The sequence below is a fragment of the Pseudomonas sp. NBRC 111130 genome, assembly GCF_001320485.1.
Taxonomy (GTDB): Bacteria; Pseudomonadota; Gammaproteobacteria; order Pseudomonadales; family Pseudomonadaceae; genus Aquipseudomonas; species Aquipseudomonas vlassakiae.
Genome location: NZ_BCBG01000104.1, coordinates 1 through 23,452, shown reverse-complemented (window position 1 = coordinate 23,452; position 23,452 = coordinate 1). Strand labels below are relative to the sequence as shown.

At 64.5% G+C, this 23,452-nt stretch carries 21 protein-coding genes and 1 pseudogene; 10 read left to right on the top strand and 12 right to left on the bottom strand.

The features are described 5' to 3' along the window. Positions 1-4: 4 nt before the first annotated feature. The 4 genes from APH33_RS24565 to APH33_RS24550 all read right to left on the bottom strand — a co-directional run bounded on the left by APH33_RS24565 (position 5) and on the right by APH33_RS24550 (position 5,229). Complete coding sequence (locus APH33_RS24565) at positions 5-1,018, bottom strand: XdhC family protein (protein ID WP_054887638.1); 1,014 nt, start codon at positions 1,016-1,018, stop codon at positions 5-7. 141 nt (positions 1,019-1,159) lie between these two features. After that, a complete protein-coding gene (locus APH33_RS24560) occupies positions 1,160-2,506 on the bottom strand; it encodes a cytochrome c (RefSeq protein WP_054887637.1) in 1,347 nt (448 codons plus the stop codon). Positions 2,507-2,524: 18 nt separating this feature from the next. Next, positions 2,525-4,774 (bottom strand): xanthine dehydrogenase family protein molybdopterin-binding subunit, encoded by a 2,250-nt coding sequence (locus tag APH33_RS24555; RefSeq protein WP_054887636.1) that lies wholly within the window; start codon positions 4,772-4,774, stop codon positions 2,525-2,527. Beyond that, positions 4,774-5,229: a (2Fe-2S)-binding protein gene (locus tag APH33_RS24550; protein WP_054887635.1), complete on the bottom strand. Its 456-nt coding sequence runs from the start codon at positions 5,227-5,229 to the stop codon at positions 4,774-4,776. The genes APH33_RS24555 and APH33_RS24550 overlap by 1 nt, the downstream gene beginning before the upstream one ends. 257 nt (positions 5,230-5,486) lie before the next feature. On the opposite strand from APH33_RS24550, the gene APH33_RS24545 reads away from it, so the two are divergent. Then, positions 5,487-7,673, top strand: a complete 2,187-nt coding sequence (locus APH33_RS24545) for an OsmC domain/YcaO domain-containing protein (protein ID WP_054887634.1) — start codon at positions 5,487-5,489, stop codon at positions 7,671-7,673. Between the two features lie 102 nt (positions 7,674-7,775). Then, the gene (locus APH33_RS24540) at positions 7,776-8,561 is read left to right on the top strand and encodes a hypothetical protein (RefSeq protein ID WP_054887633.1); all 786 of its coding nucleotides are present in this window, start codon (positions 7,776-7,778) and stop codon (positions 8,559-8,561) included. Between the two features lie 3 nt (positions 8,562-8,564). Here APH33_RS24540 and APH33_RS24535 read toward each other — a convergent pair whose 3' ends face one another. After that, complete coding sequence (locus tag APH33_RS24535; protein WP_054887632.1) at positions 8,565-8,864, bottom strand: hypothetical protein; 300 nt, start codon at positions 8,862-8,864, stop codon at positions 8,565-8,567. 171 nt (positions 8,865-9,035) lie between these two features. Between APH33_RS24535 and APH33_RS24530 the strand changes: the two genes are divergently transcribed. The 4 genes from APH33_RS24530 (at position 9,036) to APH33_RS24515 (ending at position 12,140) form a co-directional block, all read left to right on the top strand. Then, positions 9,036-9,464 carry a DUF2231 domain-containing protein gene (locus APH33_RS24530; RefSeq protein ID WP_054887631.1) on the top strand — a complete coding sequence of 143 codons (429 nt, stop codon included), beginning with the start codon at positions 9,036-9,038 and terminating at the stop codon, positions 9,462-9,464. Beyond that, positions 9,461-10,750 (top strand): sorbosone dehydrogenase family protein, encoded by a 1,290-nt coding sequence (locus APH33_RS24525; RefSeq protein ID WP_054887630.1) that lies wholly within the window; start codon positions 9,461-9,463, stop codon positions 10,748-10,750. Before APH33_RS24530 ends, APH33_RS24525 begins: the two co-directional genes overlap by 4 nt. 163 nt (positions 10,751-10,913) lie before the next feature. Next, the gene (locus APH33_RS24520; RefSeq protein ID WP_054887629.1) at positions 10,914-11,492 is read left to right on the top strand and encodes a hypothetical protein; all 579 of its coding nucleotides are present in this window, start codon (positions 10,914-10,916) and stop codon (positions 11,490-11,492) included. 141 nt (positions 11,493-11,633) lie between these two features. After that, a complete protein-coding gene (locus APH33_RS24515) occupies positions 11,634-12,140 on the top strand; it encodes a DMT family transporter (RefSeq protein ID WP_054887628.1) in 507 nt (168 codons plus the stop codon). Here the strand turns inward: APH33_RS24515 and APH33_RS24510 are convergent, their stop codons facing one another. Further along, positions 12,141-13,049 carry a LysR family transcriptional regulator gene (locus APH33_RS24510; RefSeq protein WP_054887627.1) on the bottom strand — a complete coding sequence of 303 codons (909 nt, stop codon included), beginning with the start codon at positions 13,047-13,049 and terminating at the stop codon, positions 12,141-12,143. 157 nt (positions 13,050-13,206) lie between these two features. Between APH33_RS24510 and APH33_RS24505 the strand changes: the two genes are divergently transcribed. From APH33_RS24505 to APH33_RS24495, 3 genes and pseudogenes are all read left to right on the top strand, one after another. Continuing rightward, positions 13,207-14,421, top strand: coding sequence for a YeeE/YedE family protein (locus APH33_RS24505; protein ID WP_054887626.1), 1,215 nt, complete (start codon positions 13,207-13,209; stop codon positions 14,419-14,421). 32 nt (positions 14,422-14,453) lie between these two features. After that, entirely contained in the window at positions 14,454-14,924 is a 471-nt protein-coding gene (locus tag APH33_RS24500; RefSeq protein WP_054887625.1) for an OsmC family protein, read from the top strand. 120 nt (positions 14,925-15,044) lie between these two features. Then, positions 15,045-15,344 (top strand): annotated as a pseudogene (locus APH33_RS24495) (LysR substrate-binding domain-containing protein); the annotation flags it as partial. A gap of 54 nt (positions 15,345-15,398) precedes the next feature. Here APH33_RS24495 and APH33_RS24490 read toward each other — a convergent pair. Further along, positions 15,399-15,728 (bottom strand): hypothetical protein, encoded by a 330-nt coding sequence (locus APH33_RS24490; RefSeq protein WP_054887624.1) that lies wholly within the window; start codon positions 15,726-15,728, stop codon positions 15,399-15,401. A gap of 74 nt (positions 15,729-15,802) precedes the next feature. Further along, complete coding sequence (locus APH33_RS24485; protein ID WP_054887623.1) at positions 15,803-16,453, bottom strand: DUF998 domain-containing protein; 651 nt, start codon at positions 16,451-16,453, stop codon at positions 15,803-15,805. A gap of 144 nt (positions 16,454-16,597) precedes the next feature. On the opposite strand from APH33_RS24485, the gene APH33_RS24480 reads away from it, so the two are divergent. Beyond that, positions 16,598-17,347: a FadR/GntR family transcriptional regulator gene (locus tag APH33_RS24480; protein WP_054887622.1), complete on the top strand. Its 750-nt coding sequence runs from the start codon at positions 16,598-16,600 to the stop codon at positions 17,345-17,347. A 169-nt stretch (positions 17,348-17,516) separates the two neighbouring features. Here the strand turns inward: APH33_RS24480 and APH33_RS24475 are convergent, their stop codons facing one another. The 4 genes from APH33_RS24475 to kdgD all read right to left on the bottom strand — a co-directional run bounded on the left by APH33_RS24475 (position 17,517) and on the right by kdgD (position 23,295). Further along, complete coding sequence (locus APH33_RS24475) at positions 17,517-19,097, bottom strand: aldehyde dehydrogenase (NADP(+)) (RefSeq protein ID WP_054887621.1); 1,581 nt, start codon at positions 19,095-19,097, stop codon at positions 17,517-17,519. 185 nt (positions 19,098-19,282) lie between these two features. Continuing rightward, the gene (garD, locus tag APH33_RS24470) at positions 19,283-20,836 is read right to left on the bottom strand and encodes a galactarate dehydratase (protein WP_054887620.1); all 1,554 of its coding nucleotides are present in this window, start codon (positions 20,834-20,836) and stop codon (positions 19,283-19,285) included. Positions 20,837-20,915: 79 nt separating this feature from the next. Beyond that, positions 20,916-22,280: an MFS transporter gene (locus APH33_RS24465; RefSeq protein ID WP_054887619.1), complete on the bottom strand. Its 1,365-nt coding sequence runs from the start codon at positions 22,278-22,280 to the stop codon at positions 20,916-20,918. A 103-nt stretch (positions 22,281-22,383) separates the two neighbouring features. Continuing rightward, complete coding sequence (gene kdgD, locus APH33_RS24460) at positions 22,384-23,295, bottom strand: 5-dehydro-4-deoxyglucarate dehydratase (protein WP_054887618.1); 912 nt, start codon at positions 23,293-23,295, stop codon at positions 22,384-22,386. Positions 23,296-23,452: the final 157 nt, after the last annotated feature.

Genomic DNA, 23,452 nt, shown 5'->3' with positions numbered 1-23,452 from the left:
CAGCTTACCCATCAACCTCCAGCGCCCGCTTGGCCTCGCTCACGGTGACCTCCCCGGGCAAGGCGACGCCGTTCTTGGTCGCCAGGATCTCGGCCATCACACTGACGGCAATCTCTGCCGGCGTCTTGCTGCCGATATAGATACCGATCGGCCCGTGCAAGCGTTGTAACGAGGCCTCGCTTACCCCGAAGTGCTCGATCAGGCGTTCCCGGCGCGACTGGTTATTGCGCCGCGAACCGATCACCCCGATGTAGAACGCCGGGCTGTGCAAGGCTTCGAGCAGGGCCAGGTCGTCCAGCTTGGGGTCGTGGCTGAGGCCGATGATGCAGCTGCGCAGGTCCGGGGCGAACGCACGCACCACGTCATCCGGCATGCCAACGATTTTCTCCACGCCCGACACGTTCCAGCCATCCATGTATTCGGGGCGCGGGTCGCAGACTGCCACCTTGAAGCCATTGAACAGGGCCATGGTCGCCAGGTACTCGGCCAGCACCCCGGCGCCGATAAGCAGCATGCGATAACCCGGGCCCAGGGTATTGAGCATGTGCCGGCCATCGAAACCGAATTGCTCCGGTGCGCCGGTGGTGGTCAGGTGAACCTGACCGTTGTCCAGGTCCAGTTCGCGGCGCACCAGGTTGCCGCTGTCCAGCAAGGGCAGCAGTTGCTCCAGGCTTGCCAGCGCCGGTTCGAATTCGAGGATCAGCTCGAGGGTGCCGCCGCAGGGCAGGCCGAAGCGCTGCGCTTCATCGGCGCTGACGCCATATTGCACCACTTGCGGCAGGCCATGCGGCATGCCGCCGCCCTGATAGGCCGTGGTGTAGCGGTGGATGAGGTCGTCCTCGATGCAGCCGCCGGAGACGCTGCCGACCACCCGGCCGTCGCCGCGCAGGGCCATCATCGAACCCACGGGCCGCGGCGATGAACCCCAGGTACGGGCTACGGTGGCCAGCAGAACCCGTTGCCCGGCCGAGAGCCAGTCACGGGCGGTGCGCAAGACCAAAAGATCAATGCTTTCCATGGGACCTCTTCAAAAGTAAATACCTGTACCGGCCTCTTCGCGGCTAAAGCCGCTCCCACAGGGTCATCACAATGCTCAAGGGCTGCGCATTACCTGTGGGAGCGGCTTTAGCCGCGAAGAGGCCGGTTCAGGCAACATCCTCTATCGCATGTGCAAGATGATCGGGCTGCTGCTGGCCGGGTCGGTGTGCCCGCGCAGCTTGCCGACCGCTTGCGCATCTACCTTACCGCCCGAGTTACCCCAGGTGCTGCGCACGAAACTCAGCACATCTGCGATTTCCTGGTCCGACAGCTGTTCGCGGAACGCTGGCATGCGGTAGGCATCCGGCATACCGGCGGCGACGACGCGTTGCGAACCATTGAGGGTAATGTTGATCGCCGAGGCGTCTTCCCTGGCCAACGCCGAGGTGGCACCGGCCAGCGGTGGCATCCACTCGGCCTGGCCCTTGCCGTCCAGGCCGTGGCAACTGGCGCAGCGGGTGACGTAGATATGAGCGCCAGTGCTGTCCAGGCGCGTGGCCGCGGAAACCGGCTGATACTGCCAGGGCGCACCGTCACGCTGTGGATCTCCGGGCAGCGACTTGAGGTAACGGGCAATGGCGCTCAGGTCTTCATCGCTCATGAACTGCGTGGAGTTGTTGAAGGCCTCGGTCATCGACCCATACACCACGGCGTGCTGGTTGCGCCCGGTCTTGAGGAACTGGACGATCTCGGCCTCGCTCCAGCGGCCAAGCCCGGTGTTGTGGTCATTGCGCAGGCTGGGCGCGTACCAGCCATCGAGCAGGGCACCGGCGAGGAATGGCGTACCCGCTTCATCGAGTGCCTTCTCGTTGAAGGCCAAGCCCCGTGGCGTATGGCAGCTGCCGCAGTGGCCAGGGCCCTGGACGATATAGGCGCCGCGGTTCCACAGCGCGTCTTGCCCGGTCTTGGCCGCGTAAGGCGTGTCGGCGGCGAACACGCCGTTCCACAAGGCGATGGGCCAGCGCAGGTTCAACGGCCAGGGAATATCGCTGGGGATGTTCGGCTGTTGTGCCGGCTGCACACCCTTCATGAAGAAGGCGTACAGCGCCTTCACATCGTCATCGCTGAGCTTGGCGTACGAAGGGTAGGGCATTGCCGGGTACAAGCGCCGGCCACCCGGCGCGACGCCATGGCGTACGGCGCGGTCGAAGTCGGCCAGGCTGTAGTTGCCGATGCCGGTCTCGCGGTCGGGTGTGACGTTGGTGGCGTGGATCGTTCCCAGCGGCGTGGCCATCTGCAGGCCACCCGCGAACGGCTTGCCGTCGGGCAGGCTGTGGCAGGCTACGCAGTCGCTGAGGCGGGCGACATATTCGCCCCGGCTGACCACTGCGGGGTCAAAGCTGGGGGGCTGTCCGGCAGCAAATGGCGAGGCGGGTTCGCGGGTCACGTACCAGGCCAGCAGGCCGGCCGCGACCAGGCACGGCACGGCCAGCCAGCCCGCAGTGCGGGCAAAACGGCTGTGGGTCATGGGGCAGTCCTTGTCCGGTCAGCTGAAGGTGTGGCGGCTAAGCGGCAGGCTACGCACGCGCTGGCCGGTGAGCTGCGCCACGGCATTGGCCACGGCAGGCGCTACCGCGGGCAACGGAGGCTCGCCAATACCGCCCATCTTCGCCCCGCTCTCGACAATGCGCACATGCACCCGGGCCATGCGCGAGGGCGGCAGGATCGGGTACAGGTCATAGTTGCGCGCGCGCGGCTTGCCGTCGATGAACACCGCTTCTTCCACCAACGTCTGCGACAGGCCCAGGGCTACCGCACCGTTGACCTGATGCTCGATGATCGCCGGGTTGACGATGCTGCCAGGATCGATCGCCTGCCAGATGTCGTGCACTTTGACCTGGCCATTGTCGATCGACACTTCGGCGATTGCCGCGGCCTCGGAGCCGAACGGTGAGGCCATGGCAATGCCCCGGGCACGCTTGCTGCCGTCTTCTGCGGTGAACGGCCCACGCTTCCAGCCGCCAGACAATTCGGCGACCGCATGCAGCAGGTTGGTCAGGCGCTGATTGTCACGCAGCAGGTGCAGGCGCAGTTCGTAGGGGTCCTTGCCACCCTTGTCGGCCAGCTCGTCAAGGAACGACTCATAGAAGAAGTCGTTCAGCGAATTGCCTACCGAGCGCCAGTAGCCAAGCATGGCCGGGCCTTTGACGTAGATCTGGGCGATGCGTTTGTTGGCAATGGCGTAGGACTTGCCCGACAGCCCTTCGAGCGCCGTGGGGTCGATCTTGTCGCCTTGCTTGCCGGCCAGGGCTTCGGTCGGGCCTTCGGTGGCGCTTACCGCTTCGATGGCCACCGGCAGGCCGTCGGCATCGAGCCCTGCGCGGAACTTGACCACCGCGACGGGGCGCAGCACGTCGCGCAGGAACTCCTCCTCGCGGCTCCAGATCAGCTTGACCGGGCGGCCGACGGCCTTGGCCAGGGCGATGGCCTGGGGATACGGATTGGCCGAGTCATAGAGGAAATGGCGGCCGAAGAAGCCGCCGAGCAGCGGCGAGTGCAGGGTGATTTGCGTGGCATCCAGGCCGGTGCGCTTGGCGATGTCGTCGCGGAACATGTCTGGCGCCTGGTTGGGCAGCCAGACCTCCAGGGTGCCGTCCGGGTTGAAGCGAGCGAGGGCAGACGGCGGCTCCAGCTGGGCATGGTTGAGGTACTGGTTGTGGTAGCTGGCCTCGACCTTGGTCTTGGCATTGGCCAGGGCACCGGCGATGTCGCCTTGGTTTTCTTCGTCGCGGGCCGGCCCCTCAACGCTGGCCAGGTGCTCGCGCCAGCCGTCGCTGGAAAAATCTGCCGGCATCGGCCGGACCTTGCTGTCGGCGCCCGGTTCTTTCCAGTCCACCTGGATCGCTTCCACTGCGCGCTTGGCGTGCCACCAGCGTTCGGCTACCACGGCCACCGCGCCCGGCAACTGATGCACCGAGTGCACCCCTTTCATGCCCTTGACCTGCTCCTCGTTGCGCAGGCTGCCCACGGTCATGCCCAGGCGGGGCGCGTGCTGCACGGCGGCGTGGAGCATGCCGTCGACCTTGAGGTCGATGCAGTATTGGGCCCTGCCGGTGGATTTGTCATAGGCGTCCAGGCGCCGCACCGGTTTGCCGATCCAGCGGAACTGGCTGGGGTCGCGCAGCTTGATGCTGGCAGGGTCCGGTACTGGCAGGTCCATGGCACGGCTGGCCAGCTCGCCATAGGCCAGCGAACGGCCCGAGGCAGCGTGAATGACCTTGCCAGGCTCGGTGGACAGCTCACCGACCGGTACCCCCCATTGTTCGGCCGCTGCCTGCAGCAACATGGCACGGGCCAGGCCGCCGAGGCGGCGCATGGTCGGGTAGCTCATGCGCACCGACATGCTGCCACCGGTAATGCGCATGCCGTTCTCCATCACCACGTAGGCTTCACCGGGCGGCGCGCTTTCCACCAGGAAGCTGGCCGGGTCGAAGTCGAGTTCTTCACCGACGATCTGGGCCATGGCCGTGAACGGGCCTTGGCCACCTTCCATGAACGGGCTGAGCAGGCGCACCGTGCCGTCCGGGCGGATCTCCAGGAATGCCGGCACCTGGGTGCCGCGCTCAGGGGTGGCTGCCGCCGCTGCCTGCGCGCGGGGCGCGCCCATCGGCAGGCCGAAACCCAGCACCAGGGCACCGACCGCGGTGCTGGCAAGAAAGCGTCGGCGCGACAGGTTGACGGTTTCGCCCAGTTGCAGCCTGAGCAGTTCTGCGGGGGTGTCGACGGGCGTGTTCATCAGGCCTGCTCCCCTTGGGCCAGCGCATGCACGGCGGCGTGGATGGCGTTGTAGGTGCCGCAGCGGCAGAGGTTGACCATCGCCGCGCTGATCTGTTCGTCGCTGGGCTTGGGGGTGTGCTTGAGCAGCGCCGTGGCCGCCATCACCTGGCCGGACTGGCAGTAGCCGCACTGGGCCACCTGGTGCTCGACCCAGGCCGCCACCACGCGCTTGCCCACCGCGTCGGCCTCGACCGCTTCGATGGTGGTGACCTCCCGCCCGACCACGCCGGCCACCGGAGTGACGCAGGCGCGTACGACGTTGCCATCCACCAGCACCGAGCAGGCGCCACACTGGGCCAGGCCACAGCCATACTTGGTGCCGGTCATGCCCAGGTCGTCACGCAGCACCCATAGCAGGGGCGTGTCGGCATCGGCGTCGACCTGATAGGTCTTCTGGTTGATATGAAGTTCCATGGCTCACCTGCTGATCATCGGTTGACGGCGTTCATTGTCTGCTGGGGAGTCCGTTGTTCCCCAATCCAGAAACGCTAGCACAGTGATACGACCACTGGTCCGGTGGCGGGCACAGGTTCAGAGGATCAGGCAAGTAATTCGGTGGAATGCGCAATATCCAGGCTGGCGCCGACTTTGCGAGAGAGGACTTGCGCGGCGAAAACCCGGATAATGCCGGCCAATTTCGTTTTGCACGCTTAAATCACGGTAATCCCCGCATGGAAATCAAGGTCAATTTTCTCGATAACCTTCGTCTGGAAGCCAAGTTCGACGACTTCACGGTGATCGCCGACCAGCCGATCCGCTACAAGGGCGACGGTTCGGCCCCGGGCCCGTTCGACTATTTTCTGGCCTCGTCAGCCCTGTGCGCGGCGTACTTCGTCAAGCTGTACTGCCAGACCCGCGATATCCCCACCGAGAATATCCGCCTGTCGCAGAACAACATCGTCGACCCGGAGAACCGCTACAACCAGATCTTCAAGATCCAGGTCGAACTGCCCGAGGATATTTCCGAGAAAGACCGCCAGGGCATCCTGCGCTCCATCGACCGCTGCACCGTGAAAAAAGTGGTGCAGACCGGCCCCGAGTTCATCATCGAGGAAGTCGACAACCTCGACGCCGATGCCCAGGGCCTGCTGATGCCGGTGGCCGACACCACCACCTACATCCCCGGCAAGGACCTGCCGCTGGAGCAGACCATCGCCAACATGTCCGGCATCCTTGCCGGCCTGGGCATGAAGATCGAGATCGCCTCGTGGCGCAACATCGTGCCCAACGTCTGGTCGCTGCACGTGCGCGACGCGCAGTCGCCCATGTGCTTCACCAACGGCAAGGGTTCGACCAAGGAAGCGGCACTGGCCTCGGCGCTGGGTGAGTTCATCGAGCGCCTGAACTGCAACTTCTTCTACAACGACCAGTTCTGGGGCGAAGACATCGCCAACGCGCCGTTCGTACATTACCCGAACGAGCAGTGGTTCAAGCCAGGGCCGAAGGACGAACTGCCGGCCGAAATCCTCGACCAACACTGCCTGGCGATCTACAACGCGGACGGCGAGCTGCGCGGTTCGCACCTGTACGACACCAACTCGGGCAACACCGGGCGCGGCATCTGCTCGCTGCCGTTCGTGCGTCAGTCCGATGGCCAAGAGGTGTACTTCCCGTCCAACCTGATCGAGAACCTGTTCCTCAGCAACGGCATGAGCGCCGGCAATACCCTGGCCGAAGCCCAGGTGCAGTGCCTGTCGGAAATCTTCGAGCGCGCGGTGAAACGCGAAATCCTCGAAGGCGAGCTGGCCCTGCCGGATGTCCCCCAGGAGGTGCTGGCCAAGTACCCAGGCATTCTCGCCGGCATCCAGGGCCTGGAAGAGCAGGGCTTTCCGGTGCTGGTCAAGGACGCCTCGCTGGGTGGTGAGTTCCCGGTGATGTGCGTGACCTTGATGAACCCGCGCACGGGTGGCGTGTTCGCCTCGTTCGGCGCGCACCCAAGCTTTGAAGTGGCGCTGGAACGCAGCCTCACCGAACTGCTGCAAGGCCGCAGCTTCGAAGGCCTCAACGACCTGCCGCAACCGACCTTCGAAAGCCATGCGCTGACCGAGCCGAACAACTTCGTCGAGCACTTCATCGACTCCAGCGGCGTGGTGTCGTGGCGTTTCTTCAGTGCCAAGGCCGATTTCGAGTTCGTCGAATGGGACTTCTCCGGCCAGGGTGAGGACTCCAATACGCAAGAAGCCGCGACCCTGTTCGGCATCCTCGAAGACCTTGGCAAAGAGGTGTACATGGCCGTGTACGACAACCTTGGCGCCACGGCCTGCCGCATCCTGGTGCCGGGTTACTCCGAAATCTATCCGGTCGAAGACCTGATCTGGGACAACACCAACCGCGCCCTGGAGTTCCGTGCCGACATCCTCAACCTGCACAGCCTGGATGACCGCGCCCTGCGCGCGCTGCGCCGGCGCCTGGATAAATGCGAGGTGGATGACTACACCACCATCACCACCTTGATCGGCGTCGAGTTCGACGAGAACACGGTGTGGGGCCAGCTGACCATCCTTGAGCTGAAACTGCTGATCTGCCTGGCGCTCAAGCGCTTCGAAGATGCCAAGGAACTGGTCGAGGCGTTTTTGCAGTTCAACGACAACACCGTCGAGCGCGGCCTGTTCTACCAGGCGCTGAACGTGGTGCTGGAGGTGCAGCTGGATGAGGAGCTGGAAATGGCCGACTACGAGGCCAACTTCCGCCGCATGTTCGGCAACCCGCGGATGGACGCGGTGCTGGGTTCGGTCGACGGTAGCGTGCGCTTCCATGGGCTGACCCCGACCAGCATGAAGCTGGAAGGGCTGGACCGCCATCTGCGGCTGATCGAGAGCTACAAGAAGCTGCATGCAGCGCGGGCGAAGTTTGCCTGACCCATTTTGGGGCTGCAAAGCAGCCCCAGATAGCCTGACGTTCTTGCTTCTATCTGCTGGGGTAGGATGGCGGGCGTCCGTACACGCACAAGGAAGTCATTGGTGATCAACCTTTCCCACCTGCCGCGCAACAGAAGGGCGCCCGAACCACTCGACCTGCCGCCGCCGCAGTGCCCGGAGCTGGGCCTGGCCGGCCAATCACTGCAACAGCGTTACGCGGCCTTTATCGCGCAGGCCGCGGAAACACTGCCGCCGGTGCAGGCTGCTGCACTGCGCGAGGTAGGCCAGCCGCTGGCCAGGGAGCTGCTGTCAAAGGCGTTCGACCTGGGCAGCAGCAAGGGCCACGAACTGTCGGATGAGATCTACTGGCTGGTGCAGTGTGCGGCGATTGTCTCGTTGTATGCCGACGGCCCGCTGTCTGCGGCGTTCGCCGGGTACAGGAAGCATGTCGATTATTACCAGGACATGGGGCGCTTCGGTGCCCAGGTCGAGGCATTCCAGCACTATGTTGCCGCCAATGGCTTGCCCGCAGACGAGGTGGAGATTCAGTCGCGCTCGGCAGACGACCGCTACCGGCTGCTGGTCAACCCGTGGGAGGCGGGAAACACACACTGGGTCTATCGGCCGCGGATCATCGATACCCGGCAGGGGACCCGCCTGCTGGCGTTCGAAGACAGGCGCTGGTCGGCGGACAGCAGCACCTGGCTCAGTGCCTGGCAGGTCGAGCTGACGCTGCGCAAATACCCGGGGAACCAGGCACGTCGGAGCGTGCAGGTAGTCATCGACTGTGACCAGCGCCTCGCGCAAGCGGGGGCGCAGACGGAAATCGAGCTCTCGGAGCTCGAAAGCGTTGTTGACGCGCTGCTCAACGGCGCAGACCCGACCTAGGGGTCAGTTCTTGCACTTGGCCAGCACCACCTGGCAGGTGTCTGGCGTGCCGCCTGAGCGGCCGGCATAGCGGATGCAGTTGTTCAGCGACTTCTGCTTGGCAATGCCCAGTGTGTTGCCCCAGGCCAGGCCGCCTTCGCCGGTGCTCGGAAGCGCCTTGGCGTAACAGTTGGAGCCCGGGGCGGCGGCGTAGTAGCGCGCCTTGCTGCTTTTGCTCGAACAGCCGGCATTGAGTGCCAGGCTGATGGCCAGCAAGGCATGCGCGGTCCAGTACGCGTAAGGTCGTGTGCTGCAGATGCTCATGGTATCCCTCATTCCGACGCGCAAAGTCTTTCAGGATATTTCTATCAAGCCAAGCGGTGAACTATCCGAACGTCAAGGTGATCCCTTCTTAAGCGCACCCTGCGCACGCCTGATGGACCAGGCCCTGTGCCAGTCCTTCAGCCCCGGGTCACCGACTGATAAGGAGGCGCCGTGACCGCTACTGAGCAAACCCTCTACCGATGCACGCCCGGCCCGCTTCACGGGATACTGCTGGCCGGCACGGTTCCGCTGTTTCTCGGCGCGCTGCTGAGCGACATTGCCTACTTCAAGAGCTACCAGATCCAGTGGAGCAACTTCGCTGCCTGGCTGATTGCCGGAGGCTCGCTGTTCTGCGGGCTGGCGCTGCTGTTTGCCCTGGCCAACCTGATCCGCGCCCCGCGCAAGGGCGGGCGGCCGACGCTGTACTTGCTGCTGTTGCTGGCGACCTGGGTGTTGGGGCTGATCAACGCCTTCGAACATGCCAAGGACGCCTGGGCGGTCATGCCGGCGGGCCTGGTGCTGTCGGTGATCGTCACCGTGCTGGCCTGCGTGGCGGCATGGCTGGGCATGAGTAACCTGGGTTCGGGAGGTGAGGCATGAAGCCATTGCATGGAATGTCGCTGCTGAGCGTGGCACTGCTTCTGGCCGCCTGTGGCGGTGACGGTGAGCCGACCCAGGCGCTGGGCCCCGACCCGAAACTGCCGGCCCCGGAGCGCGGCCTGCTGCCGAGCATGAAGATCGCGCAACCGGCGCAGTGGGGCGAGCGCAAGCCCACCGTGCCCGAGGGCTACAGCATCACGGCCATCGCCACTGACCTGAAGATCCCGCGCCAGAGCCTGGTGCTGCCCAATGGCGATATCCTGGTCGCCGAAGGGCGCGGCGGCAGCGCCGCCAAGCTCAAGCCCAAGGACGTGATTGCCAGCCAGATCAAGGCCAAGGGCAATACCCAGGTCAAGGGTGGCAACCGCCTGACCCTGCTGCGCGATGCCGATGGCGATGGCACGTATGAGCTACAGACGGTCTTTGCCGAAGGCCTCAATGCGCCCTACGGCCTGGCCTTTGCCGACGGCAAGCTGTACGTGGCCAACCAGGATGCGCTGGTACGTTTCGACTACCAGGACGGTCAGACCAAGGCGGGTGGCCCGCCGACCAAAGTCACCGACCTGCCGGCCGAGATCAATCACCACTGGACCAAGGCACTGACCATCAGCCCTGATGGCCGCTACCTGTACGTGGGCATCGGCTCGAACAGCAACATCACCGAGCGTGGCATGGAGGTGGAAATCGACCGCGCCATGGTCTGGCAGATCGACGCCGTGACGGGGGCGCACAAGCCTTACGCCACCGGTTTGCGCAACCCGACGGCGCTGACCATTCAGCCGGATACCGGGCAGTTGTGGACGGTGGTCAACGAACGTGACGAACTGGGGCCGGACCTGGTGCCGGACTACCTCACCTCGGTGCGAGAGGCCGGCTTCTATGGCTGGCCGTACAGCTACTGGGGGCAGAACGTCGATGAACGGGTGAAACCGCAGAACCCGGAAAAGGTGGCGGCCGCGATCAAGCCGGATTACAGCCTGGGGTCGCACGTTGCCGCGCTGGGCGTGGACTTCTCCATCCCGGCCATGGGTGAACGGTTTGCCGACGGGGTGTTCGTGGGCGAGCACGGTAGCTGGAATCGCCCGAACCCGGTGGGTTACAAGGTGATCTTCGTGCCGTTCAAGGCGGGCAAACCGGCGGGTGAGCCGATTGACTTTGCCACCGGGTTCCGCGGGGAAGATGGCAAGACCCGAGGCCGGCCTGTGGGCGTGACGGTGGACCCACGCGGGGCGTTGATCATTGCCGATGACCTGGCCAACACCGTCTGGCGTGTGACGCGTAACTGACGGCCCTACGCGGCTCCGACGGTGATCGCGCCTATTGACGCCAAGGGGTTGAAATGTGCAGCAGTGCGGGCGTTTGCCTGCAGAGTGGCGGGCAATGGCTATGCTTCTTTGCGCGTAAACATTTCACGCGCAAACCCGGTCTTGAACACATGGAAGCAGGCCTATGAATCCTATTAGCACGCTCGCTCGCGCTGTTGCCCTCGCCACGCTGATGTCCGCTGCCACCTTCACGGTGCAGGCTGCCGAGATTCCGATTGGCAGTGAGGCGCTGGAAAGCCACGTCAAAACCCAGGTCACTGCCATCGACCTGGCCAACCGCCAAGTCACGGTAAAAGGGCCGAACGACAAGGATGTCACCCTGCAACTGACGGAAAAGGCCAAGGCACTGCCCAACCTGAAGGTCGGTGACAACGTCGATATCTATGTCACCCGGGCAATCGCCTACGTGCTCAACAGCAATGTGGGCGGCGCGCCTAAAGCGAGTGAGGAATCCGGCACCATTCGCGCCACCAAGGACAATCCCAACCCGGGCGGCGAAGCGTTCCGTCAGGTTCGAGTAACCTCGCAGATCAAGAAAATCGACCTGAAGACACATGAAGTGACCCTGTTGCCGCCAGAAGGCAAGCTGCAGGTGGTCAAGGTCGAGAACCCGGACCTGCAGAAGCGGATGAAGAACCTCAAGGTCGGCCAGACCGTCGATGCGATCTACACCGAAGTGCTGCGGGTCGATACCTGGCGTTGAGGTCTGACTGCGGGAACGCTTCGGCAGGCCCGCATTCGCCAGCATGCGTGTGACGAATACATCATGTGCACCCTTTCGATTTCCATAAACACTGTCGATTTGCCGATCATGGTCTCATCCTGACTTCAGATGAGACTTATCATGTCCTTCAAGACCCTGCTGCTTGCATTCCTTCCCGTGATGATGGCCCTGCTTGCGGGCTTCGTACTGCCGTATCAGGCCGCCAGCAACGCTGCCGTCGGCCGTGCGCTGGGGCACTGGTTGTGGGGCGCCTTCACCTCGTTGACGGTCAGTTCGGTGGTGATCATCACGGCGTTGCTGATCCTGCGGGTGCCCATGCCTGACCTGAGCAAAGCGCTGCAGGGCCCATGGTGGCTCTGGATCGGTGGTGTGCTGGGCGCCCTCTATGTGGCGGGTGCCGCAGCCTTGACACCTAAGCTGGGTACGGCGGGTTTCCTGGTGCTGGTGGTGGCAGGGCAGATCCTGACCTCGGTGATCGTCGATCACTTCGGGCTGATGGGCGTTGCCAGCAAGCCAGTGAACCTGGCCAGGGTTGCCGGCGTGCTACTGATCCTGGGTGGCGTGTTGCTGGTGCAGGGCGGCTGGACCTCGACCCCGTCGTCCGGCCAGGCCGTGATCGAGCGCTGATCAGTGCCCGGGCTGGCTGCACGCCCAGACCGCCTCACGCAGCCAGCGATGGCCGGGGTCGCTGTCCTTTCGCCCATGCCAAGCCTGTTGATAGGCGAGGGCAGGCACCGGCAGTGGCGGCGTGAACTCGCGCAGTGACGGATGCTGGCGCATCGGGCCTACCGCACGGCGGGCAACGGTGAGGACCAGGTCGGTGCCCGCGAGCACCTCGACGGCAGCGCTCCAGTGCGGCAGCGCCAGGGCAATATGCCGGCGCAGGCCTTGCTCGGCCAAGGCCCGCTCGATCTCATCGTGGGCATCCGGGTGCATGGCCATGAGCACGTGCGGGCGTGCCAGCCAGTCATCCAGCGTAAGCCCGCCCTTGGCCGGTAGCACCTGGCGATCGGCGACGCTGATGAAGCGGTCTTCGAACAAGGTCTGGGCGGTGATGTCGGCAGGCAGTTCCGGGAAGATGCCCAAGGCCAGGTCGAGTTCGCCATCGAGCAACTGCGCGAGCATGGTTTCGCGGCTGGCCTGACTGATGGCCAGATCGACGCCGGATGCGACCTGGCGCAGGTGGCGCACCAGCGGCGGCAGGATGATGCGCGAGGAGTAGTCGGACAGCGACAGCCTGAAGCGGCGCCGGGCTTGGGCAGGGTCGAATTGTGGCGCGGCCAGCAGGCCGTTCAGGCTGCCGAGGGCATCCTGCAGCGGTTTGGCCAGGGACTGGGCGCGGGCGGTCAGGGCCATCTGGCCGTGCTGGCGGATCAGCAACGGGTCGTCGAAGTGTGCACGCAGCTGCGCCAGGGCATGACTGACGGCGGGTTGGCTGCGGTGCAGGCGCAGGGCGGCGCGGGTCACGTGCTTTTCGCTGAGCAGGGCGTGCAGGGTGAGCAGCAGGTTGAGGTCGATCTTGCGCAGTTCATCCATGGGGCGAATGCTTTTGATGGCTTTGACAGGTGACTATCAGCCTAACAGATGTACCGGCCCCTTCGCGGGCTTGCCCGCGAAGAGGCCGGTACAGGCCACACAAAGCACCTGACGGGGTTATACTCGCCCCCCGTTTCACTGTAATCCGAGTATTTCAATGGGTCTTTCCGCAACCGCCACACCCGAACCGCGCCGCCTCGGTGCGCCCTTGATCGCCCTGGCCCTGCTGCTGGCCGGCGCCTGGTTCCTCAACCTCAACGCCGGCTTCAAGCAGGTGCTGCTGCTGATGGTCGGCGCCGCCCTGGGCCTGACGCTCTATCACGCTGCCTTTGGCTTCACCTCGGCCTGGCGCGTGTTCATCAACGAGCGCCGGGGCGCCGGCCTGCGTGCGCAGATGGTCATGCTGACCCTGGCCGTGCTGTTGTTCTTCCCGGCGCTGTCGGCCGGCAGCCTGTTCGGCATCCCGGTTACCGGCCTGGTCGCGCCCGCTGGCGTATCGGTGGTGTTCGGCGCGTTCATCTTCGGCATCGGCATGCAACTGGGGGGCGGCTGTGCCTCGGGCACGTTGTTCACGGTCGGCGGCGGCAATGCGCGGATGCTGGTGACCCTGCTTTTCTTCATCATCGGCTCGGTCAGCGCCACCCAGCATGCCGACTGGTGGTTCGCGCTGCCGTCGTTCCCGGCCACTTCGATTGTCCAGGCCTGGGGCGTGGTGCCTGCGCTGCTGGTCAGCGTGGCCGTGTTCGCGCTGATCGCCTGGGCCACGGTGGTGCTGGAAAAGCGTCGTCATGGCACCCTGGAAGCACCACCGAGCAGCGAGCATCACGGCCTGCGCCGCTTCCTGCGCGGCCCTTGGCCGCTGTTGTGGGGCGCGATTGCCCTGGCCTTGCTCAACTACGCCACCCTGGCTCTGGCCGGGCGCCCGTGGGGTATCACTTCGGCCTTTGCGCTGTGGGGCGCCAAGACCCTTTCCAGCTTCGGCGTGGACGTCGGCAGCTGGGTTTTCTGGCAGGCGCCTGCCAATGCCAAGGCGCTGGCTGCGCCGCTGTGGCAAGACATCACCACGGTGATGGACATCGGCATCGTGCTCGGCGCACTGATGGCGGCAGGCATGGCAGGCCGCTTTGCGCCCAGCCTGAAAATCCCGCTGCCATCGCTGATCGCCGCGGTGATCGGTGGCCTGCTGCTGGGCTATGGTTCGCGGCTGGCCTACGGCTGTAATATCGGCGCCTACTTCAGCGGTATCGCGTCGGGTAGCGTGCATGGCTGGCTGTGGCTGATTGCGGCTTACGCCGGCAACCTGATCGGCGTGCGCCTGCGGCCGATGTTCTTCGCCGGCGAACGCCGCCCAGTGGCGCTCAGCGGCTGCTGAAATCAATCGATCAATTGAACAAGGAGGTTCGAATGGCGCAATACACCGCTCATGTGGCTTGGGCTCGCGAAGGCCAGGATTTTCTCGGTAACCAGTACAGCCGCCGGCACCTGTGGCGCTTCGACGGCGGCATCGAGGTGCCCGGGTCGTCGTCGCCCCATTTAGTGCCGTTGCCCATGTCCGATGCCTCGGCCGTGGACCCGGAAGAGGCCTTCATTGCCGCGCTGTCCAGCTGCCACATGCTGTGGTTCCTGTCGCTGGCGGCCAAGCAACGCTTTTGCGTCGAGCACTATGCCGACGACGCCGAAGGGGTGATGGCGCGCAATGAAGCCGGGCGCATGGCAATGACCGTGGTCACCCTGCGACCGCGGGTCGAGTTCTCCGGGGAGCGCCAGCCGACGGCGGAGCAGCTCGATCAGCTGCATCATCTGGCCCACGACGCCTGTTTCATCGCCAACTCGGTGAAGACCGAAGTGCGCTGCGAACCGGTCTATCCCGGCTGAGCATTGCTTCACCAGGTGCTGCAATCATCTGCACCTGGTCCGATTGTTCGAATTCCGCCTGCCGACCATAACTGTTTCTAATTCAGTGACTTACGATCATTTCCTAAATGGCGGCTTAACAGTGGAAAGCAGGAGGTGAGCGTGCGGGTCAGCGGCTCGTTACGCGGCAACGACAACGAGGCACTGCTTGAGGCCGCGCGGCGTGGCGTGGGCATTTTTGCAGGTGGCGACTGGCTGATGGGCGAGGACCTCGCGGCCGGGCGTCTGGTGCGGGTGCTGCCGCAATGGCAGCTGGACGTGGCAGCGGGTATCTACCAGGTGCACCCCTCGGCGCGGCTGAACAGCGCCGCCATGGGGGCGTGCAAGGCCTGGATCGAGGAACACTTCAAGGACGGCCCGCCCTGGCGGAACCAGGGCTGACTGATTCTCGAAAATACATTATTAAGATATTTCAACTAATTGAAATATATAGATTTATCGTTTGGCCATTGCGTGCTGAACGCATTGCTCGTAATACGTCTGCTTGATCGCTGCCGGCTTCAGCTTCGAACGGCTGTTGTAGGTCTGTTCGGTGATGCCGAAGGCGGTCATGCGCATCCATGGCTTGTCGAAACGGCGCACCTGCAGCTTCTTGCGCGTGGCATATAGGGTGACCCCGGAGAGCTTGGCCTGCTGGGCCTCGGCGGCGATCTGCGAACCCCAGCCACAGACGCTGCGATCGTTCTGGCTCAGCGCCTTGGCCTGGGCGCCGAAGCCGACAGTGGCCAGTAGGCAGCCGGCCAACGTTGCTAGAATTGTTCGCATGTTGCTGTCCTAAGCATATGAAGATGAACGGAGTTTGCCTTCACTGGCGATGCCTGGGGGCCAGCATTTTCCTATCACGTAGTGGCGATGGAAAAGCGATTTGCCAGTGCGGGGCGCAGGCTGCTCCACGCCAGGCCGGCAACCCACGTGACCGACACGCCGTAGTTCAGCCGTTGGTACAGGCCAAACAGCTGGCCGCTTTGTGCGGCCTGGGCCATGAGGACGACGCTGACCAGCGCAGCAATCAGGCACCCCAGAGAAAACCAGCCCAAGGCCTTTGAGCCGGCCAGGCGCTTGCCGAGCCAGGCCCATAGCGCGCTGGCAAGCGTCAACGACAAAAACATCAGCAAACCGCTGAGGTTATGCAGTTGCTGCGAGGTGGACGGCTCGGCGGGCGCACAGCCCTGGTCGCAGGGAAACAGGCCGGTGCCGAGGCTGCCAAGGCCATGCAGCAGGACCAGCGCAGCACTCAGCAGCGCCAGTTTCGAGGCACGCCAGCGCCGCGCCAGGCCCAGGGCGAACAAGGCAAAGAGCAAAGCCAGGGGGAAGTTGTTCAGCAGCGGTGACCAGTGTTGCGTCGGGGCACCTGTGGCGCCAAGTTGGCTCATGGCCTGTTGCAGGTGGTCATAGCCGGGGTAGGCCTGGGCGGTGAACCAGACACCTAGCAGCAGCCAGAAAGGGATCAGCAGGCCGCAGGCGAGCAAGGTACGGTCGAGCGGTTTCATACAGGGCTTTCCTTCCATGGAAAAGGCTTACTGTACCTGAATTCACGGCTGCTGGCCCTGGCAAGAAATACCGCGTCGGGTGTATGTGATCGTACAACTGCTTGCGTTATGATGACGGCTGTCTTTCAAGGTGAAATACAGGGCATGACAGAGCAGCAGGTACAGGCTAGGACCCGGCGCAAGCCGCGCAGTCTGGCCCAGGAACTGGTCACGGTGCTGACCGAGCGCATTCGCAGCGGCCAGCTCAAGCGCGGCGACAAGCTACCGACCGAGTCGCAGATCATGGCCGAGGAGGGTGTCAGCCGTACCGTGGTGCGTGAGGCGATCTCCCGGCTGCAGGCGGCCGGGCAGGTCGAGACGCGCCATGGCATCGGCACCTTCGTGCTGGATGCGCCGGCGACCGGGGGTTTCCGTATCGACCCGGCGACCGTGGTGACCTTGCGCGAGGTGCTGGCGGTGCTGGAGCTGCGCATCGCCCTGGAAATCGAGTCGGCAGGCCTGGCGGCACAACGGCGCAGCGATGAAGAGCTGGCTGGCATGCGTGCGGCGCTGGACGAGCTCAACGAAGGCGCGGCGCATGCCACCGATGCAGTATCGGCGGACTTCCAGTTCCACCTGCGCATTGCCCAGGCCAGCGGCAACCATTATTTCGCCGATATCATCAACCACCTGGGGACCAGCATCATTCCGCGTACCCGGTTGAACTCGGCGCGCTTGGCCCATGATGACCAGGCGCATTACATGAGCCGCCTGATGCACGAGCACGAAGCCATCTACGAAGCCATCGCCCGGCGCGACAGCGAAGGGGCGAAGATGGCCATGCGCATGCACCTTAGCAACAGCCGCGAGCGCTTGCGCCAGGCCCATGAAGCAGCCGAGGCGCAGGGGGCCTGAGGCCTCCATGACTTGTGCCGGCCTCTTCGCGGGCGCGCCCGCTCCCACAGGGATATCACCAAGCCTGAGGGCGGCGCCGAACCTGTGGGAGCGGGCATGCCCGCGAAGAGGCCGGGACAGGCGATAAAGAAAAGCCCCGCTGATGCGGGGCTTTCTTGCTTCAGGGTACTCAGACCGTCCCTTCACTCCACTGCCCGTTGACCAGGCGACGCAGCCCCAGCGGGTTGCCGTCACGCAATGCCTCCGGCAACAGCGCCTGCGGGTAGTTCTGGTAGCACACCGGGCGCAGGAAGCGGTCGATGGCCAAGGTGCCGACCGAGGTGCCACGCGCGTCGGAAGTGGCCGGATACGGGCCGCCGTGGACCATCGCGTCACACACTTCCACACCGGTCGGGTAGCCGTTGACCAGAATACGGCCGACTTTCTCTTCCAGCAGCGGCACCAGCCAGGCGAAGGCCTCGAAGTCCTCCGGCTCGCCGATCAGCGTCGCGGTCAGCTGGCCGCGCAGGCCGAGCAGGGCGTCACGCAGTTGCGCATTGTCCTTGACCTCGACCGCCACGGTGGTCGGGCCGAACACTTCTTCCTGCAGCAGCGGGTCGGCCTCCACCAGCAGGCGGGCATCGGCCTTGAACAGCTGGGCACGGGCCTGGCTGCCTTCCTGGGCCTGGCCGGCCAGATGCTCGATACCGGCGTGGGCGCGCAAGTGCTCCAGGCCGCCAACGTAGCTGCGCAGGCCACCCGCATTGAGCATGGTCTGCCCGGCCTGCTGGTCCAGGTGCTGGCCAAGGTCGCTGAGCAGCTGGCTGTACTGCGCTGACTGCAGGCCGATCACCAGGCCCGGGTTGGTGCAGAACTGCCCGGCACCCATGCACACGGAGCCGGCCAGCTCGCGGGCGATGGCCTCGCCACGCTTGGCCAGGGCACCTGGGAGGATGATCACCGGGTTGATGCTGGACATCTCGGCGAACACCGGAATCGGTTGCGCGCGCTCGGCCGCCATGCGGCACAGGGCGTCACCGCCCTTCAGCGAACCGGTGAAGCCGACGGCCTGAATGGCCGGGTGCTTGACCAGCGGTTCGCCGACGCCAGCGCCAAACACCATGTTGAACACACCTTTGGGCATGCCGGTGCGCTCGGCGGCGCGCTGGATGGCACAGCCGACCAGGTCAGCGGTGGCCATGTGGCCGCTGTGCGCCTTGAACACTACCGGGCAACCGGCGGCCAGGGCTGCGGCGGTGTCACCACCGGCAGTCGAAAAGGCCAGCGGGAAGTTGCTGGCACCGAACACGGCGACCGGGCCGACGCCGATGCGCATCTGGCGCAGGTCTACCCGCGGCAGCGGTTGGCGCTCGGGCAGCGCCAGGTCGATGCGCGCACCGAGGAAATCGCCCCGGCGCAGCACCTGGGCGAACAGGCGCATCTGGCCGCTGGTGCGACCGCGCTCGCCCTGGATACGGGCGGCGGGCAGGGCGGTTTCGCGGCAGACGATGGCGACGAAGGCGTCGTCCAGTTCGTCCAGTTCGGCAGCGATGGCCTCGAGGAATTCGGCGCGGCGGGCCGGTTTCAGGTTGCGAAATTCGACAAACGCGGCTGCAGCGGCGGTGGCTGCCTGGTCCACTTCGGCCTCGGTGGCCTGGACGAAGCTGTAGGGCAGGGCCTCGCCGGTGGTGGCGTCCAGGCTCTGCAGGCGTTGCGAACCAGCGGCGCTGCGCTGGCCGGCGATGAAGTTGTGGCCGAGGATCTCAGGCATGGGGTGCTCCTGTTGAAGTAGCTGAAGGAATAAGGCAATTCAGGCCGGTCGGCTTGCCCCTATGGGAGCGGGTTTACCCGCGAACACCGGCGAAGCCGGTGCCATGCACCGAGTCGCCTGCTTCGCGGGTAAACCCGCTCCCACAGGGATCGCGACACATGGGGGTTGCGAGCCAGCCCGATTCATCAGGTGATCGGTGCCGGATTGAACAGGGTGATGTCGTTGTGCAGGCGGTGCTGTTCGGCCCAGGTCTGTTTGCGGCCGCTGGCCACGTCCAGGTAGTAATGGAACAGCTCCCAGCCCAGTTCTTCGATGGTCGAGCGGCCACTGGCGATGCGCCCGGCGTCGATGTCGATCAGGTCCGGCCAGCGCTGGGCCAGCTCGGTACGGGTGCAGACCTTGACCACGGGGGCCATGGCCAGGCCGTAGGGCGTGCCGCGGCCAGTGGTGAATACATGCAAGTTCATGCCAGCGGCCAGCTGCAGGGTGCCGCAGACGAAGTCGCTGGCCGGGGTGGCGCAGAAGATCAGGCCCTTGCGCTTGACCCGCTCGCCCGGGCCGAGCACGCCCTGAATGGCGCCGCTGCCGGACTTGACGATCGAACCGAGGGACTTCTCGACGATGTTCGACAGGCCGCCTTTCTTGTTGCCCGGCGTGGTGTTGGCGCTGCGGTCCGCCGCGCCTTGCTGCAGGTAGCGGTCGTACCAGTCCATCTCGCGCACCAGGGCATCGGCGACTTCCTGGTTTTCGGCGCGCGAGGTGAGCATGTAGATGGCATCGCGTACTTCGGTCACTTCCGAGAACAGCACGGTGGCGCCAGCGCGCACTAGCAGGTCGGCGGCAAAGCCGAGCGCCGGGTTGGCGGTGATGCCGGAGAAGGCATCACTGCCGCCGCACTGCATGCCAAGGATCAGCTCGCTGGCCGGCACGGTTTCGCGGCGGCGCTGATCAAGCTTCTTCAGGCGTGTTTCAGCAAGGCCCATGATCTGTTCGATCATTTCGCCGAAGCCGAGGCTGGCGTCCTGCAGGCGATACAGCCAAGGCTCGCTGAGGTCGACCGACGGGTCGTTGTCGTGCATCACCTGGCCGGCCTGGAGCTTTTCGCAACCCAGGCTGATCACCAGCGCTTCGCCACCGAGGTTGGGGTTGCGCGCCAGGTTGCGCACGGTGCGGATCGGGATGTAGGCATCGCGGGCATTGATCGCCACGCCGCAGCCGTAGCTGTGGGTCAGGGCGACCACGTCATCGACGTTGGGGTATTTGGGCAGCAATTCGGCGCGGATGCGTTTGACTGCGTGCTCCAGCACGCCGGTCACGCACTGCACGGTGGTGGTGATGCCGAGGATGTTGCGGGTGCCGACGGTGCCGTCGGCGTTGCGGTAGCCTTCGAAGGTGAAACCGTCCAGCGCTGGCAGGGCATCCGGGACTGCGTCGCAGCGCGGCAGGCTGTCCAGCTCGGGGGCGGCCGGCATGGCCAGCTGGCTTTCCTGCACCCAGCTGCCCTGGCGCAGGTCTTCCAGCGCATACCCGATGATCTGCCCGTAGCGGCGCACCGGCTCGCCCTTGGCAATCGGCACGGTGGCAACCTTGTGGCTCTGGGGCACGCCTTCGACCAGGGTCAGGCCATCGGCGAAGCGGGCGCCTTCGCCCAGGCCGCCGTCGTTGACCACCACCACGACGTTGTCGTCGTCGTGCAGGCGGACGTAGCGGGGCGAGTCGGAATGTTCGATCAACTGCATGTTTGGGCCCTACTTGTCAGGTTCTCAGGCTTTTTGTACGTCCGCCCGCGCAGGCTTCGGCCGGCGCGGGCGTGTTCACTCAGTGCCGCGAGCTGGCCAGTTCGCCGTTGGCGACCGGCTCAGGCTGTGGCTTTGGGGCATCCTCGCGCAACTCGATACGCTTGATCGGGCCGACGATCACCAGGTAGCTGAACACCGCCACCAGGGCGTTGGCGCCGACGTACACCAGGGCCCACTTGAACGAGCCGGTGGCGCTGATGATGTAGCCGATGACGATCGGGGTGGTGATCGAGGCGATGTTGCCAAAGGTGTTGAACAGGCCACCGGACAGCCCGGCGATCTGCTTGGGCGAGGTGTCGGCCACCACCGCCCAGCCCAATGCACCGATGCCTTTGCCAAAGAAAGCCAGGGTCATGAAACCGACCACCATCCACTCGGCGTCGACATAGTTGCAGAAGACCATGGTGGTCGACAGCAACAGGCCGCAGACGATCGGCAGCTTGCGCGAGAAGGTCAGCGAGTTGCCGCGGCGGAGCAGCCAGTCCGAGATCACCCCACCCAGCACGCCACCAATGAAGCCGCATACCGCCGGCAGCGAGGCGATGAAGCCGGCCTTGAGGATGGTCATGCCGCGTTCCTGCACCAGGTACACCGGGAACCAGGTGAGGAAGAAGTAGGTGATCGCGTTGATGCAGTACTGGCCCAGGTACACGCCCAGCAGCATGCGGCTGGTCAGCAGTTGCTTGATATAGCCCCATTTCGGGCCGTCGTTGCCGCGCTTCTGATCCATGTCGACCAGGCCGCCGTTCTGCTCGATATGCTCGAGTTCGCTCTGGCTGATGCGGGGGTGCTGGCGCGGGTTGTAGATGGTCTTCAGCCACACCATGGAGAACACGATGCCCAGCGCGCCCATGACCACGAACACGTGCTCCCAGCCGAAGCTGAACACGATCCAGCCCATGATCGGGGCGAACAGTGCGGTGGCGAAGTACTGAGCCGAGTTGAAGATTGCCGACGCGGTGCCGCGTTCCTGGGTCGGGAACCAGGCCGCGACGATACGGGCATTACCCGGGAACGACGGGGCTTCGGCGAAACCGACGAGGAAGCGCAGGGTGAACAGGGTCACCACCGCCCAGGCCACCGGCAGGCCGCCGACAAAGCCCTGCAGCAGGGTGAACAGCGACCAGGTGAAAATGCTGAAGGCATAGACATTCTTCGAGCCGAAGCGGTCCAGCAGCCAGCCACCGGGGATCTGCCCGGCCACGTAAGCCCAGCCGAAGGCGGAGAAAATATAACCAAGGGTAACGGCGTCGATGCCGAGGTTTTTCTGCAGGCTGGAGCCTGCGATAGCGATGGTTGCTCGGTCTGCGTAGTTGATCGTGGTCACCAGGAACAGCATGAACAGGATCAGGTAGCGCACATGCGTCTTTTTAGTCGCTTGCATGCTGTAAACACTCCCACTAGTTATTTTTGTGCGGGCTCACGAGTTGTAGCCGGAGTGGGGCAGGCCCACTCCGGTGGCGGCATTGGCAGGCCGCGGGGCGCGCTTATTGCGGGCCCATCTTGTCCATCAGTGCTGCGAGCATTTCGTACTCTTCGGCGGTCAGGTCGGTCAGCGGGGTACGCACCGGGCCTGCGTCGTAACCGGCGATCCTGGCGCCGGCCTTGACGATGCTCACGGCGTAGCCGGCCTTGCGGTTACGGATGTCCAGGTACGGCAGGAAGAAGTCGTCGATGATCTTGGCCACGGTGGCGTGATCGTCGCGGGCGATGGCGTGGTAGAAGTCCATCGCGGTCTTCGGAATGAAGTTGAACACTGCCGAAGAGTACACCGGCACACCCAATGCCTTGTAGGCCGCTGCATACACTTCGGCAGTCGGCAGGCCACCCAGGTAGCTGAAACGATCACCCAGGCGGCGACGGATCGACACCATCAGTTCGATATCGCCCAGGCCGTCCTTGTAGCCGATCAGGTTCGGGCAGCGCTCGGCCAGTTGTTCCAGCAGGTTGGCGTTCAGGCGGCAGACGTTGCGGTTGTACACCACCACACCGATGTTGACCGATTTGCACACCGCTTCGACGTGGGCGGCAACGCCGTCCTGGCTGGCTTCGGTGAGGTAGTGCGGCAGCAGCAGCAGGCCCTTGGCGCCCAGGCGCTCGGCTTCTTGTGCGTATTCGATGGCCTGGCGGGTGGAACCACCGACGCCGGCGAGGATTGGCACCGACCTGGCGCAGGTGTCGACCGCCGTCTTGATCACTTGGCTGTATTCGCTGGCGGCCAGGGAGAAGAACTCACCGGTGCCACCGGCGGCGAACAGGGCGCTGGCGCCGTAAGGGGCGAGCCACTCCAGGCGCTTGATGTAGCCAGCCTGGTTGAAGTCGCCCTGGGCATTGAAGTCGGTGACCGGGAAAGACAGCAGGCCGTGGGAGAGGATGGATTTCAGTTCTTGTGGGGTCATTGTTGTAGGCATCCTGTGGCGCTTGGGGTGTAGGGTGTTGTTCTGCGTTAGAGGTAAGTTATCGTACAACTAAGGCGATGACTAGTCCCCTTGCATAAATTTTTGTGTGGGCGTCTAGGTGATCGGTTCGAGGTGTGTGTGGGGGCGGATATCGAGC